Consider the following 14,162-nt stretch of genomic DNA (forward strand, 5'->3'; position numbering starts at 1 on the left):
TTACCCCTTCATCCGGTTGACGTCGTCGACCGCGATGGTGCCGCGGCCACGGAAATAGATGACCAGGATCGCCAGACCGATCGCCGATTCACCGGCGGCCACGGTCAGCACGAACATGGCGAAGACCTGACCCACCAGATCCTGAAGCGCGGCCGAGAAGGCGACGAGGTTCAGGTTCACGGCGAGCAGGATGAGCTCGATCGCCATGAGGATGACGATCAGGTTCTTCCGATTGAGGAAGATACCCAGCACCCCCATGGTGAACAGGATCGCTGCAACGACCAGATAATGGACGAGACCGATCGTCACAGTTCCACCCCCTGCCCGATGGGCTGATTGATGTTGCGGATCGCCTCATGCGGCTGACGCGCATTCTGCTTGGCGATGTTCTGCGGACGGACGCCGCCACGCTTGCGATGCGTGAGCACGATCGCACCGATCATCGCGACGAGCAGGACGAGCCCTGCTCCCTCGAAGATGAAAAGATAGCGCGTGTATAGCAGGTTGCCGATCGCCTGGATGTTGGACACCTCGGGCGCGATCGGGGCCGCACGGGCCGCCAGCTGCACGCCGCCGACGCTCCACGCCTGGAAGGCGATGATGACCTCGGCCAGCAGGGCAACGGCGAGTGCCAGGCCCAGCGGCAGATAGCGCGCAAAGCCCGCCCGCATCGCCGCGACCTCGATATCGAGCATCATGACGACGAAGAGGAACAACACCGCGACCGCGCCCACATAGACGATGACGAGCAGCATCGCGATGAACTCGGCCCCGCACAGCACCATGAGGCCCGCGGCGTTGAAGAACGCCAGGATCAGCCACATGACCGAGTGCACCGGATTGCGCGACGCGATCGTGAGCCCTGCGGACACGATCACCACGGTCGCGAAAATATAGAAGGCGATAGCCTGTATCACTGCCTGTCAGGCCCCTTTTCTGTCCGCCCCGAACCGTTGGTCGCGGGCTTTAACGGTACGGCGCATCGGCGGCAAGGTTCGCCGCGATCGCGCTTTCCCAGCGGTCACCGTTATCGAGCAACTTCGACTTGTCGTAGATCAGCTCTTCGCGGGTCTCGGTCGAAAATTCGAAGTTCGGACCCTCGACAATGGCGTCCACGGGGCAAGCCTCCTGGCACAGCCCGCAATAGATGCACTTGGTCATGTCGATGTCGTAGCGCGTCGTGCGGCGGCTGCCGTCGTCGCGGGGTTCCGCCTCGATCGTGATCGCCTGGGCAGGGCAGATCGCCTCGCACAGCTTGCACGCGATGCACCGCTCCTCGCCATTGGGGTAGCGACGCAGCGCGTGCTCGCCCCGGAAGCGCGGAGAGATGGGGTTCTTCTCGAACGGATAGTTGATCGTCGCCTTCGGCTTGAAGAAGTAGCGAAGGGTCAGCGCATGCCCCTTCACGAACTCCCACAGCGTAAAAGCCTTGACGTACTGAGCGACGCTCATGCCGGAACTCCCACGCGCGCATACATCAGCACGCCAGACACCAAGAATACCCAGAACAGCGATACCGGCAGGAACACCTTCCAGCCCAGCCGCATCAGCTGGTCGTACCGATAGCGCGGTACGGTCGCCTTCACCCATGAAAAGACGAAGAAGAAGAAGCACATCTTCAAGAGCAGCCAGACGATCCCCGGCACGGCATAAAGCGGCGCCCAGTCGAGCGGCGGCAGATAGCCACCCCAGAACAGGATCGCGTTCAGCGCGCACATCAGGATGACGTTGGCATACTCACCCAGCCAGAACAGCGCGAACGACATCGAGCTATACTCGGTCTGGTAACCCGCGACGAGTTCCGACTCCGCTTCGGTCAGATCGAACGGCGCGCGCTGCGTCTCGGCCAGCGCCGAGATGAAGAACATCACCGCCATCGGGAAGAGCAGCGGGTTGAGGAAGAAGCCGTTGACCGGAATCCCCAACACGCTCTTCTGCGCCTCGACGATGTCCGTCAGGTTAAAGCTGCCCGACCACATCACGACCGAAATCAGGATGAAGCCGATCGCGACTTCATAGGACACCATCTGGGCGGCCGCACGAAGCGCCGAGTAGAAGGGATATTTCGAGTTCGATGCCCAGCCCGACAGGATCACGCCATACACGCCCAGCGACGAGGCGGCGAGAACGTAGAGCAGGCCGACATTGATGTTGGCGACGACCACGCCCGGCTGGAACGGCACCACCGCCCAGACGATCAGCGCGACCGTGAAGGTGATGATCGGCGCCAGCAGGAACAGCCCGCGATTGGCGGCGGCCGGAACGATGGTTTCCTGAAGGAAGACCTTCAGACCGTCGGCGAAGGACTGGAGCAGACCGAAGGGGCCGACCACGTTCGGCCCACGGCGCAGCGCCATCGCCGCCCAGATCTTGCGGTCGACATAGATGACCATCGCGACCGCCAGCATCAGCGGCAGCGCGATCGCCAGGATCCCGACCAAAGTCGCGACCGTCCATGCCCAGCCATAAGGAAGGCCGAGCGTCGTGTTGAAAAACGCGGTCACTCCGCTGCCTCCGCATAGCTCTCACCATGGACCAGTTCGGCCGAGCAGCGCTGCATCGTCGGGCTGGCGCGGCAGATCGCGTTGGTGAGGTAGAAGTCCTTGATCGGATAGCCCTCGATCGTGCCCGACGCGGTCGCGTTCAGCGACGGCGCGGCCCAGTCGAAGGTCACGAGGCCGACCCGGCCCAGCGCAGGAACCTCGGCGGCCATGGCGGCGCGGAGTTCGTCCAGCGTGTCGAACTTCAGGGTCTGGCCCAGAACCTCGGACAGCGCGCGGAAGATCGTCCAGTCGTCGCGCGCGTCGCCCGGTGCGAACACCGCCCGCTCGCCGCGCTGCACCCGGCCCTCGAGGTTGACCCAGGTGCCCGACTTCTCGGCATAGGTCGCGCCCGGCAGGATGACATCGGCGTGATGCGCACCCTTGTCGCCATGATGGCCGACGAACACCTTGAAGCTGCTGCCGAACTTGGCGAAATCCACCTCGTCGGCGCCCAGGAAGAAGGCGAGCTTCGGCGCGGCCGCGACGACGTCGGCGATGCCGCCCTTCTGCGCATAGCCGAGCATCAGCCCGCCCATGCGCGCGGCCGCCATATGAATGACGTTATAGCCGTTCCAGGCCGAACCGTCTTCCAGCGTGCGCACCAGATTGAACTGGTCGACCAGCTTCAGGCTCGCGCCATGCGCGCCCTTGATCGCACCGCCACCGAGGATGACCATCGGACGCGCGGCCTTGCCGAACAGCTCGGTCACCGCCTCGGGCAGGTTGCCCAGCACCGACAGGTTGGCGCCCAGCCACTCAACCTTGTAGGTCAGGTCGGTTTCGGGGCCGATCGCGAAGACCTTGGCGCCCTTCTTGATCGCCTTGCGGATACGGGTGTTCACCAGCGGCGCTTCCCAGCGCAGGTTGGTGCCGATCAGCAGGATCGCATCGGCGCGCTCGACGCCCGCGATGGTCGTGTTGAAGTTCACCGCGGCCAGGCTCGACGTGTCGTAATCCATGCCGGTCTGACGGCCTTCGAGCAGGCTCGAACCCATCTTGGCCAGCAACGCCTTGGCGGCGAACATCGTCTCGCAATCGACCTGATCGCCGGCGATCGCGGCGACGCTGGAACCGGCATTCACGTCACGGATCGCGGCGAAGGCCTCGTCCCAGGTGGCGGGCACCAGCTTGCCGTCGCGGCGGATGAACGGACGGTCGAGACGACGACGGACCAGGCCGTCGATCGCGTGACGCGTCTTGTCGCTCGCCCACTCCTCGTTCACCTCGTCATTGATGCGCGGCACGCAGCGCAGCACCTGACGGCCCCGGCTGTCGAGGCGGATATTGGTGCCGACCGCGTCCATCACGTCGATGGCGAGCGTCTTCTTCAGCTCCCACGGACGCGCCTCGAACGCATAGGGCTTGGACGTCAGCGCGCCCACCGGGCACAGGTCGACGACATTGCCTGACAGCTCGCTCGACACGGCCTGTTCGAGATACGAAGTGATCTGCATGTTCTCGCCGCGATAGATCGCGCCGATTTCCTCCACGCCCGCGACCTCTTCGGCGAAGCGGACGCAGCGGGTGCACTGGATGCAGCGGGTCATGACCGTCTTGACGATCGGACCCATGTACTTCTCGGTGACGGCCCGCTTGTTCTCGTCATAGCGGCTATGGCCCTTGCCATAGGCCATGGACTGGTCCTGCAGGTCGCACTCGCCGCCCTGATCGCAGATCGGGCAGTCCAGCGGATGGTTGATCAGCAGGAATTCCATCACGCCTTCGCGCGCGGCCTTCACCATCGGGGTGGTGGTGAAGATTTCCTGATTTTCCGCTGCCGGAAGCGCACACGACGCCTGCGGCTTGGGGGGCCCGGGCTTCACCTCGACCAGGCACATGCGGCAATTGCCCGCGATGGACAGCCGCTCATGATAGCAGAAGCGCGGGATTTCCTTGCCCGCAAGCTCGCAGGCCTGCAGCACGGTGGCGCCCTGGGGCACCTCGATCTCGACGCCGTCGACTTTGACCTTAGGCATTATTCGGCAGCTTCCATCATCGGGGCGTTGCCGCCCGTCTCGCCTTTGCGTTCGCGGATCCGGCGTTCCATCTCCGGGCGGAAGTGGCGGATCAGGCCCTGGATCGGCCAGGCCGCCGCGTCGCCCAGCGCGCAGATGGTATGGCCTTCGACCTGCTTCGTCACCTGGAACAGCGTGTCGATCTCGGACACATCGGCATCGCCGGTGCGCATCCGCTCCATCACGCGCCACATCCAGCCGGTGCCTTCACGGCACGGGGTGCACTGGCCGCAGCTCTCATGCTTGTAGAAATAGGACAGGCGGCTGATCGCGCGGACGATGTCGGTCGACTTGTCCATGACGATGACGGCCGCCGTGCCGAGACCCGATCCGACCGCCTTCAGGCCGTCGAAGTCCATCGGCGCGTCCATGATCTCGGCGGCGGGCACCAGCGGCACCGACGAACCACCCGGGATCACCGCGAGCAGATTGTCCCAGCCGCCGCGAATGCCGCCGCAATGGCGCTCGATCAGCTCGCGGAAGCTGATCGACATGCTTTCCTCGACCACGCAGGGACGATCGACATGGCCGGAGATCTGGAAGAGCTTCGTGCCCTTGTTGTTCTCACGTCCGAAAGAGGAGAACCACTCGGCGCCGCGGCGCAGGATCGTCGGCGCGACCGCGATCGACTCGACATTGTTGACCGTCGTCGGGCAGCCATAAAGGCCCGCACCGGCCGGGAAAGGCGGCTTCAGGCGCGGCTGGCCCTTCTTGCCTTCCAGGCTTTCGATCATCGCGGTCTCTTCGCCGCAGATGTACGCGCCCGCACCACGATGAACGAAGACGTCGAAGTCGTAACCCGAGCCACAGGCATTCTTGCCAAGGAAGCCCCGGTCATAGGCTTCGGCGACCGCCGCAAACAGCGTCTCGGCCTCGCGGATATATTCGCCGCGGATATAGATATAGGCCGCCCGCGCGCGCATCGCGAAGCCCGCGACCAGCGCGCCCTCGATCAGCTTGTGCGGATCGTGGCGGATGATTTCGCGGTCCTTGCACGAACCCGGCTCGGACTCGTCGGCGTTGATGACCAGGAAGCTCGGCCGGTCGGGACGCGGTTCCTTGGGCATGAAGCTCCACTTCATGCCGGTCGGGAAGCCCGCACCGCCGCGCCCGCGCAGACCCGAGGCCTTGATGACGTCGATGATCTTGTCCTGGCCCAGCTCGAGCAGCGCCTTGGTATTGTCCCAATCGCCGCGCTTCATCGCCGCGTCGACGTTCCACGGCTGATAGCCGTAGAGATTGGTGAAAATGCGGTCCTTGTCAGCGAGCATTATGCGCCCCACTCCCCGCGATAGTCGTGATTGTCGCCGACCATGGCGGTCAGCGTGGTCGGACCGCCGATCGGCTCGACCGTGTGGCGACCTGGCTCCTGCGTGCCGGTCTTGGGGCTCTCGCCGCGTGCCAGCGCTTCCAGGATCGAGACCGTGCGGTCGTAATCCAGATCCTCGAAATTGTCGTCATTGATCTGGACCATCGGCGCGGAGGCGCAATTGCCCATGCACTCGACCTCGGTCAGCGTGAACAGGCCGTCGGGCGTGGTCTTGCCCTTGATCAGCCCCTTGTTCTTGCACGCCGCCAGCACGTCGTCCGACCCGCGCAGCATGCACGGCGTCGTGCCGCACACCTGCACATGATAGCGGCCGACCGGCGCCAGGTTGAACATCGTGTAGAAGGTCGCGACCTCATAGATCCGCATATAGGCGACACCCAGTTGGCGCGCGACGAACTCGATCACCGGCACGGGCAGCCAGCCCTGGGTATGCGTCTCCGCGCCCACCTGGCGCTGCGCCAGATCGAGGAACGGGATCGAGCAGGACTGTTCGCGGCCCTTGGGATAGCGCGCGAGGATCTCGTTCGCCTTCTTCTGGTTCTCGTCCGTCCAGGCGAAATTGCCCCAGCGGGCGCGGACTTCGGCCTCGTCGGGAATGATGGCTGCGTCGGCCATTAGCGAATGAACTCCACGCGCGACACCTTGTCGTTCTCGAAGGAATAGATGGACATGACCTCAAACGCCTCGCCACCTGGCGCGCGTTCGACCTTTTCATGCAGCAGCACGGTCTCGCCGAACGCCTGGCCGGCGACGATCTCGGCGCGGTTCTGCGGGAACTGCGCGAACATCGCCTTCAGCCCCGAACGCACGCCCTCGCGACCGTCGCGCAGGACGGCACCGCGATAGCCCGCTTCGCAGGCATCTTCGGTCATCAGCGCGACATAGGCGTCGGCGTCCTGCGCATTGTAATGCGCGACCATCTGGCGGGCGATCGCGATGCGCGCAGGCATGTCGATCGCGCTCAACGGTCGCACTCCCCGAACACGATGTCCATCGCGCCCAGGATCGCGGTCGTGTCGGCCAGCATATGCCCCTTGGACATGAACTCCATGGCCTGGAGATGGCTGAACGCGGTCGGCCGGATCTTGCAGCGATAGGGTTTGTTCGATCCGTCGGAGACGAGATACACGCCGAACTCCCCCTTGGGGCTTTCGGTCGCGACATACACCTCACCGGCGGGGACGTGATACCCTTCGGTATAGAGCTTGAAGTGGTGGATCAGCGCTTCCATCGAGCGCTTCATCTCACCGCGCTTGGGCGGCGTGACCTTCCGGTCGGTGGCAAGCACCGGACCCTCGGGCATCTGCGCCAGGCACTGCTTCATGATCCGGGCCGACTGGCGCACTTCCTCGACGCGCACCATGAACCGGTCATAGCAGTCGCCGCTGGTACCCACCGGCACGTCGAAGTCCACCTTGTCATAGGCGTCATAGGGCTGCGACTTGCGCAGGTCCCACGGAATGCCCGAGCCACGGATCATCGGGCCGGAGAAGCCCCACTTGATCGCGTCTTCGCGGTTCACCACCGCGATGTCGACGTTGCGCTGCTTGAAGATGCGGTTGTTGGCGACCAAGCCGATCGCATCCTCGAACAGCTGCGGCAGACGCGTATCGAGCCAGTCGGCGATATCGGTCAGCAGCTTGAGCGGCACGTCCTGGTGGACGCCGCCGACGCGGAAGTAATTTGCATGCATGCGCGCGCCCGAGGCCCGCTCATAGAAGTTCATGCAGTCTTCGCGGATCTCGAACATCCACAGGTTCGGCGTCATCGCGCCGACGTCCATCACATGGCTGCCCAGATTGAGCATGTGGTTCGAAATACGCGTCAGCTCGGCAAAGAACGTCCGCAGATATTGCGCGCGCAGCGGCACTTCGAGGTCGAGCAGCTTCTCGACCGCGAGCACATAGCTGTGCTCCATGCACATGGGCGAGCAGTAATCGAGGCGGTCGAAATAGGGCAGCGCCTGCGAATAGGTCTTGTACTCGATCAGCTTCTCGGTGCCGCGATGCAGCAGGCCGACATGCGGATCGACCCGTTCGACGATCTCGCCGTCCAGCTCCATGACGAGGCGAAGCACGCCGTGCGCCGCCGGATGCTGCGGGCCGAAGTTGATCGTATAGTTCTGGATCGACACGTCGCCCGTGGTCGGGTCGACCGCATCGGTCTTGTGGAGCAGTTCGTCGACATAGTCGCTCACTGGTTCTGTCCTCCGCCCTTGCTCGGAACGACGTCCGGATCCTGGGGCTTGTCCTCGGCCTTGTTGCCCGGATGCGGCTGACCCGCGCCCGTCTGCTTGGGGCTTTCGGTGGTCTTGGTTTCGGGCGCGTTCGCGGCGGCGGTCTTGTCCGGCGCAGCATCGGCCTTCTTCACCGCATCCGCACTCGCCGGGGTCTGCGCGCCCTTGCCCTGCGGCTGGGCGCCCTTCTCGTCGCCCGGCAGGACGTATTCGGCGCCTTCCCACGGGCTCTGGAAGTCGAAATTGCGGAAGTCCTGGGCCAGCTTCACCGGCTCATAGACGACGCGCTTTTCCTCTTCCGAGTAACGCAGCTCGGTATAGCCGGTCAGCGGGAAGTCCTTGCGCAGCGGATGGCCGCGGAAGCCGTAATCGGTCAGGATGCGACGCAGGTCGCTATTGCCCGAGAACAGCACGCCGTACAGGTCATAGACCTCACGCTCCAGCCAGCCCGCGACCGGCCACAGGCCCGTCACCGACGGCACTGGCTTGTCCTCGTCGGTCGAGACATGGACGTGCAGGCGGTGATTGCGGGTCAGCGACAACAGGCAATAGACCACCTCGAAACGCTCGTCGCGTTCCGGATAGTCGACGCCCGCAATCTCCATGAGCTGCTGATATTCCAGCCCCTTGGTGTCGCGAAGCGCGGTCATCGCCGAAACGAGGTTCGCACGGTCCACGACCAGCGCGACTTCGCCGACATGATCGCGCGCATCGAGCAACCATGGCCCGAGAGCAGAGCGGGCCGCATCGATCACGCCATCGTTCGAGGCGAAACGGGGAGCAGGCGCCCTCACCGTTCGATGCTCCCGGCGCGGCGGATCTTCCGCTGCAACTGCATCACGCCGTACAGCAGCGCTTCGGCGGTCGGCGGGCAGCCGGGGACATAGATGTCCACGGGCACGATCCGGTCACAGCCGCGCACCACCGAATAGCTGTAATGGTAATAGCCGCCGCCATTGGCGCAGCTTCCCATCGAGATGACATATTTCGGGTTCGACATCTGGTCGTACACACGACGCAGCGCCGGGGCCATCTTGTTGCACAGCGTACCCGCGACGATCATCACGTCCGACTGGCGCGGAGACGCACGCGGCGCGGCACCGAAGCGCTCCATGTCGTAACGCGGCATGTTGACGTGGATCATCTCCACCGCGCAGCATGCCAGACCGAAGGTCATCCACCAGAGCGAGCCGGTGCGCGCCCATTGGAAAAGCTCCTCGGTCGAGGTGACGAGGAAGCCCTTGTCGGTCAGTTCGCCGTTCAGCCCGTCGAAAAAGCCCTGATCGGGCTGAATGACGGCCTGGCCATCATGGACGACTCCGCCATGGGCCTGCGGCTTGAACTCAACCGGACCGGAGTGAAGATTTACTCCCAATCCAACGCTCCCTTCTTCCACGCATAGACGAGACCCAGCGAGAGCTCGCCGATGAAGATCATCATCGAAAACCAGGCGGTCCAGCCGAGGCTGAAGACGCTCACCGCCCAGGGGTACAGAAACGCCGCTTCCAGATCGAAGATGATGAACAGGATCGCGACGAGGTAGAAACGCACGTCGAACTGGCTGCGCGGGTCTTCGAACGCGGGGAAGCCGCATTCATATTCGGACAGCTTCTGCTCGTTGGGCTTATGCGCACCGGTGAGGCGCGCCACGAGCATCGGCAGAAACACAAAGGCCGTCGACAGTGCCAGGGCAACGCCCAGGAACAGGAGGATCGGCAGATATTGCGACAGATCGACCAAGTTTTCTCTCGCAGATGCGGAACTGGATGCGGATGGCTTTAGGCCGATGAACCGGCCGGAGCAAGCCAGCGGAGGCATGAGAATGAATCGCAACTTAACGGTGCCATTCACCCCATTCGACAGATTTTTACATGGGAATTGAGAGGTTTAAGCGCAATAGCTGCAAGCGATTGCGCTTAAAATCCCTTCGTTTGTCAACGCAGCGCGTTCGCCAGAAGCTTGTGGAGCTTGGAATGCAGCCCCTCATTGGCCGCCAGATACTCGCCACGTTCGAGCGACTTGTCGCTGCCCCGGAAGTCGCTGACGAAACCGCCCGCTTCTCGCACCAGCAGCATGCCAGCCGCCGCGTCCCAGGGCTTCAGGCCCGATTCCCAGAAACCGTCATAACGGCCCGCAGCAACCCAGGCGAGGTCGAGCGCGGCTGAGCCGAAGCGGCGGATGCCGGCGACCTGCGGCGCGATCGCACCGAAAATGCGGCTCCACTGGACGAAATCGCCATGCCCCAGGAACGGGATGCCGGTGGAGATCAGGGCCTCGGACAGATCGCGGCGCGACGACACGCGCAGGCGACCGTCCTGCAACCACGCGCCCCGGCCCTTCTCGGCCCAGAAGCTCTCATCGGTCAGCGGCTGATAGATCAGGCCCGTCGTGACCTCACGCTTGCCGTTTGCCAGCGGCTCCTCGACCGCGATCGAGATGGCGAAATGCGGGATGCCGTGCAGGAAATTCGAGGTGCCGTCGAGCGGATCGATGATGAAGCGCGGCTTGGACGGATCGCCTTTGACCTCGCCGCCCTCTTCCATCAGGAAGTTCCAATCGGGGCGCGCCTTCTTCAGCTCTTCGAAGACGGTTTCCTCGGCGCGCTTGTCGGCCATCGACACGAAGTCGGCAGGGCCCTTGCGGCTGACCTGGAGGTGCTGGACCTCGTTGAAGTCGCGGCGGAGACGCGGGGCGGCCTTGCGCGCGGCGCGTTCCATGATGGTGAGAAGCCCGGAGTGCGAGGCCATGATCGTCCTTTCGGTCGCGCCGCTGCATCTCGGGCGCTGCAAGTGAAAAGGCCCGCCGCGAACGACGGGCCGGGACGGCGGATGACGGGGTCGCGCTCAAGCCGCGCCGGTCATCCACCGATACCGATTAGTCCGCGCGGCGGACGTAGGTCTGTTCGTACACGTCGACGACGATACGCGTGCCGCTGGCGATGTGCGGCGGCACCATCACGCGGACGCCATTGTCGAGGATGGCGGGCTTGTACGACGAGGAGGCGGTCTGCCCCTTCACCACGGCGTCGGCCTCGACGATCGTCGCTTCGATCTGGTCGGGAAGCTGGACCGAGATCGGCTTCTCTTCGTGCAGTTCCATCACGACATCCATGCCATCCTGCAGGAACGCGGCGGCATCGCCCAGCAGGTCGCGCGGCAGCGTGATCTGCTCATAGCTTTCCTTGTCCATGAAGGTCAGGTCGTCACCCTCGGCGAACAGGAACTGGAAGTCCTTGGTGTCCAGACGGACGCGCTCGACCGTCTCGGCGGAGCGAAAGCGGACGTTCGTCTTGCGGCCGTCGATGAGGTTCTTCATCTCGACCTGCATATACGCACCGCCCTTGCCGGGCTGGGTGTGCTGAATCTTCACGGCGCGCCAGATGCCGCCTTCATACTCGATGATGTTGCCGGGACGAATGTCCACGCCGCTGATCTTCATGGGTCTTCAACCTGCTGGAAAGAGCGAAGGATGCCGGGGCGAAAACGCAGCCCGGCGGTCCGTGTCGGCCGCTTTAGCTCGAAGCGGTCTTTCCGGCAAGCAGCGGATAGGGATCGACCGGCTCCCCCTGGTACCACGCATCGCCGGCGCGCATCCAGCTCACTCCGAAATGCAGATGGGTGTTGCCCGCCCCCGCATTGCCGCTGTCCCCGACATAGCCGACGACCTGCCCCTGCCGCACACGCTGCCCCTCGGCGATGTCCGCCGCATAGCCTTGCAGATGCGCATAATAGAGGCTCCAGCGGCGATCGAGCGAGCGGATATAGAGGGTGTGACCGCCACGGTCGCTGTCGAACAGCTTCTCGATCGTTCCCGGCAAGGCGGCGACGACCGGAGTGCCCGCAGGGGCCATCAGATCCAGCCCTTGATGCTTCCGCGCCCCACCCTCGCGCGGGTCGCCCCAGTCCTGACGCAACGAGGCCACGGGATAATCGGCGATCGGCATGGCGAGCGCCGCCGCGCTTCCCGCCGCCGCCTGTTTTTCGGGCGCTGCGACCTCGGGTACGACCACGTCGCCCGAACCGAAGGACAGCATCGACATAAAGCCACCGACCCCGATCACGATCAGGGCCAGCATCACCCAGCCAAAACGCGACAGCGGCCCCCTGCCCCCGCCACGCCTCATCGTGCTAGGGTCGCCGGGCCGTCGGAGGATGCCTGCGCCGCCGGGGCGGGCGACGGGTGGGTTGCAACCGCGACCAACGCCATCAACACGCCGCCGCCCATCGCGATTGCCAGTCTCTTCACGCCCGCTCCTCAGGTCAGTGGATCGATCCCGAAGTAAACGCAGGCCATGGCCGCTTGTTTCCGTTGCGCAACGGATGACGCCTCGGACGTCAGCGCAAGACCTCGTCAAAGGCCTTGATCGCCGCCGCTTCGTCGCCGTTCCACACCGCGCCCGATACGGCGAGGAAATCCGCCCCCGCCTTGACCAACGGCGCCGCATTGGCGGGCGTAATCCCGCCGATCGCGACGCAGGGCAGCTCGAACAGCGCGGACCACCAGGACAGCACCACCGGTTCGGGGCGATGCTTCGTTTCCTTGGTCGTGGTCTGGTAAAAGGCCCCGAAGGCGACATAGTCCGCTCCGGCCTCGCCCGCCTCCATCGCCAAATGGCGACTGTCATGGCAGGTCACGCCGATCTGGACTGAGGGGCCCAGCACATCGCGGGCTTCCCGCGCGTCGCCATCCTCCTGGCCAAGATGCACCCCATCCGCACCCAGCCGCTTGGCGAGGCTGATGCTGTCATTGACGATGAACGCCACCTCGCGATCGGCACAAATGCGCTGAAGCGGTTCGGCCAGCTTGGCGGCGCTATGCTGATCCACATCCTTCACGCGGAACTGAAAGGCCGCGACCGGGCCGGCGTCGAGCGCGCGTGCGAGACGGTCGGCGAAACCGCCGGTCACGTCGAGCGGCGAGATCAGGTAAAGCTGGCAAGGGGGCCGCCGCACATCGCGGGTGAAGGCCGCGGCAAAATTGGGATCGAGCGGGCCCAGGGGATCATCATCAAGCGTCATGGCGCTCTCCCTAGCGCCTGTCGCCCCCGCCGTCACCTGTGACGAACGGAGGGAATGGGCGTCCCGGTTCCCCAACCGGAACGCCCAAACCTGCCAAGAACTTATTCTTCGTTCTTGTAGATCGCGACCAGCTTGTCGAGCATCGCCAGCGCCTCGTCGCGCGGGCGCTGGAAGGTATTGCGGCCGATGATCGAGCCGTTGCCGCCGCCGTCGCGAATGTCGCGCGCATCCTGATAGACGGCGTCAGCCCCCTTCGCCGCACCGCCCGAGAAGACGACGATGCGACGGCCCGCAAAGCTCGACTCGACGACATGGCGCACGCGGTCGGCCTGATTGGACCAATCGGTGCCTTCATAGGCGGACTTTGCCTCGGCCTGTTCGATATGGGCGGTGGGCAGCTTTACCTTGATGATATGCGCGCCGAGTTGCGCCGCCATGTGCGCGGCATAGGCCCCGACATCGAGTGCCAGTTCACCGTCCTTGGTCAGCTTGCCGCCGCGCGGATAGCTCCAGATGACGGTGGCCAGACCCGCCTCGCGCGCTTCGGCCGACAGGATCGCGATCTGGTCCATCGCGTCGAAAATGCCGTCCGAGCCGGGATAGATGGTAAAGCCGATCGCCGCGCAGCCCAGCCGCACCGCGTCCTGCACGCTGCCCGTCACGGCTTGCGTGATCGAAGTGCCCCAACTGTTCGAGCTGTTGATCTTCAGGATGGTCGGAATCTGGCCCGCGAACGTGTCCGCCCCGGCCTCCAGCATCCCCAGCGGCGCGGCATAGGCCGACAGCCCGGCGTCGATCGCCAGTTGGAAATGGTAGTGCGGGTCATAGGCGGGCGGGTTGATCGCAAAGCTGCGCGCCGGGCCATGCTCGAAACCCTGGTCGACCGGCAGAATGATCAGCTTGCCGGTGCCCCCCAGCCGTCCCTGCATCAGGATGCGCGCCAGATTGGCCTTCACGGCCGCGGGCGTGGCTTCATATTTGTCGAGAATGGCCTTCACGGTCGGGGTCATCGATTCTCTC

At 64.4% G+C, this 14,162-nt stretch carries 18 protein-coding genes; all 18 read right to left on the minus strand.

Annotated elements, in window-relative coordinates; genetic code table 11:
* On the minus strand, nucleotides 1–309 hold the full coding sequence (gene nuoK / locus NZL82_RS02195; RefSeq protein WP_007404079.1) for an NADH-quinone oxidoreductase subunit NuoK: 309 nt from the start codon (nucleotides 307–309) through the stop codon (nucleotides 1–3).
* Nucleotides 306–917: an NADH-quinone oxidoreductase subunit J gene (locus tag NZL82_RS02200; protein WP_007404217.1), complete on the minus strand. Its 612-nt coding sequence runs from the start codon at nucleotides 915–917 to the stop codon at nucleotides 306–308. Before NZL82_RS02200 ends, nuoK begins: the two co-directional genes overlap by 4 nt.
* A 49-nt stretch (nucleotides 918–966) precedes the next feature.
* Nucleotides 967–1,452 (minus strand): NADH-quinone oxidoreductase subunit NuoI, encoded by a 486-nt coding sequence (nuoI, locus tag NZL82_RS02205; RefSeq protein ID WP_042483186.1) that lies wholly within the window; start codon nucleotides 1,450–1,452, stop codon nucleotides 967–969.
* Nucleotides 1,449–2,504 (minus strand): NADH-quinone oxidoreductase subunit NuoH, encoded by a 1,056-nt coding sequence (gene nuoH / locus NZL82_RS02210; protein WP_261268139.1) that lies wholly within the window; start codon nucleotides 2,502–2,504, stop codon nucleotides 1,449–1,451. The genes nuoI and nuoH overlap by 4 nt, the downstream gene beginning before the upstream one ends.
* A complete protein-coding gene (gene nuoG, locus NZL82_RS02215) occupies nucleotides 2,501–4,519 on the minus strand; it encodes an NADH-quinone oxidoreductase subunit NuoG (RefSeq protein WP_261268140.1) in 2,019 nt (672 codons plus the stop codon). The genes nuoH and nuoG overlap by 4 nt, the downstream gene beginning before the upstream one ends.
* Entirely contained in the window at nucleotides 4,519–5,829 is a 1,311-nt protein-coding gene (nuoF, locus tag NZL82_RS02220) for an NADH-quinone oxidoreductase subunit NuoF (protein WP_007404054.1), read from the minus strand. Before nuoF ends, nuoG begins: the two co-directional genes overlap by 1 nt.
* Complete coding sequence (locus NZL82_RS02225) at nucleotides 5,829–6,503, minus strand: NAD(P)H-dependent oxidoreductase subunit E (protein ID WP_261268141.1); 675 nt, start codon at nucleotides 6,501–6,503, stop codon at nucleotides 5,829–5,831. Before NZL82_RS02225 ends, nuoF begins: the two co-directional genes overlap by 1 nt.
* Nucleotides 6,503–6,838, minus strand: coding sequence for a nuclear transport factor 2 family protein (locus NZL82_RS02230; protein WP_261268234.1), 336 nt, complete (start codon nucleotides 6,836–6,838; stop codon nucleotides 6,503–6,505). The genes NZL82_RS02225 and NZL82_RS02230 overlap by 1 nt, the downstream gene beginning before the upstream one ends.
* A gap of 11 nt (nucleotides 6,839–6,849) precedes the next feature.
* On the minus strand, nucleotides 6,850–8,085 hold the full coding sequence (locus NZL82_RS02235; RefSeq protein ID WP_261268142.1) for an NADH-quinone oxidoreductase subunit D: 1,236 nt from the start codon (nucleotides 8,083–8,085) through the stop codon (nucleotides 6,850–6,852).
* Complete coding sequence (locus NZL82_RS02240) at nucleotides 8,082–8,918, minus strand: NADH-quinone oxidoreductase subunit C (RefSeq protein WP_261268143.1); 837 nt, start codon at nucleotides 8,916–8,918, stop codon at nucleotides 8,082–8,084. The genes NZL82_RS02235 and NZL82_RS02240 overlap by 4 nt, the downstream gene beginning before the upstream one ends.
* Nucleotides 8,915–9,499: an NADH-quinone oxidoreductase subunit B family protein gene (locus tag NZL82_RS02245; RefSeq protein ID WP_373461756.1), complete on the minus strand. Its 585-nt coding sequence runs from the start codon at nucleotides 9,497–9,499 to the stop codon at nucleotides 8,915–8,917. Before NZL82_RS02245 ends, NZL82_RS02240 begins: the two co-directional genes overlap by 4 nt.
* On the minus strand, nucleotides 9,490–9,864 hold the full coding sequence (gene ndhC / locus NZL82_RS02250) for an NADH-quinone oxidoreductase subunit A (protein WP_261268144.1): 375 nt from the start codon (nucleotides 9,862–9,864) through the stop codon (nucleotides 9,490–9,492). Before ndhC ends, NZL82_RS02245 begins: the two co-directional genes overlap by 10 nt.
* 194 nt (nucleotides 9,865–10,058) lie before the next feature.
* Entirely contained in the window at nucleotides 10,059–10,871 is an 813-nt protein-coding gene (locus NZL82_RS02255; RefSeq protein ID WP_261268145.1) for an inositol monophosphatase family protein, read from the minus strand.
* 127 nt (nucleotides 10,872–10,998) lie between these two features.
* The gene (gene efp, locus NZL82_RS02260) at nucleotides 10,999–11,562 is read right to left on the minus strand and encodes an elongation factor P (protein WP_007403968.1); all 564 of its coding nucleotides are present in this window, start codon (nucleotides 11,560–11,562) and stop codon (nucleotides 10,999–11,001) included.
* A 73-nt stretch (nucleotides 11,563–11,635) separates the two neighbouring features.
* Nucleotides 11,636–12,199 carry a M23 family metallopeptidase gene (locus NZL82_RS02265; RefSeq protein WP_261268146.1) on the minus strand — a complete coding sequence of 188 codons (564 nt, stop codon included), beginning with the start codon at nucleotides 12,197–12,199 and terminating at the stop codon, nucleotides 11,636–11,638.
* Between the two features lie 44 nt (nucleotides 12,200–12,243).
* Nucleotides 12,244–12,369: a hypothetical protein gene (locus tag NZL82_RS02270; RefSeq protein ID WP_261268147.1), complete on the minus strand. Its 126-nt coding sequence runs from the start codon at nucleotides 12,367–12,369 to the stop codon at nucleotides 12,244–12,246.
* Between the two features lie 89 nt (nucleotides 12,370–12,458).
* Nucleotides 12,459–13,142, minus strand: coding sequence for a thiamine phosphate synthase (thiE, locus tag NZL82_RS02275; protein WP_261268148.1), 684 nt, complete (start codon nucleotides 13,140–13,142; stop codon nucleotides 12,459–12,461).
* 101 nt (nucleotides 13,143–13,243) lie between these two features.
* Nucleotides 13,244–14,152, minus strand: coding sequence for a class I fructose-bisphosphate aldolase (locus NZL82_RS02280; protein WP_261268149.1), 909 nt, complete (start codon nucleotides 14,150–14,152; stop codon nucleotides 13,244–13,246).
* Between the last annotated feature and the right edge of the window lie 10 nt (nucleotides 14,153–14,162).

This window comes from Sphingomonas sp. LC-1, from assembly GCF_025371035.1.
GTDB lineage: Bacteria > Pseudomonadota > Alphaproteobacteria > Sphingomonadales > Sphingomonadaceae > Sphingomonas > Sphingomonas sanguinis_E.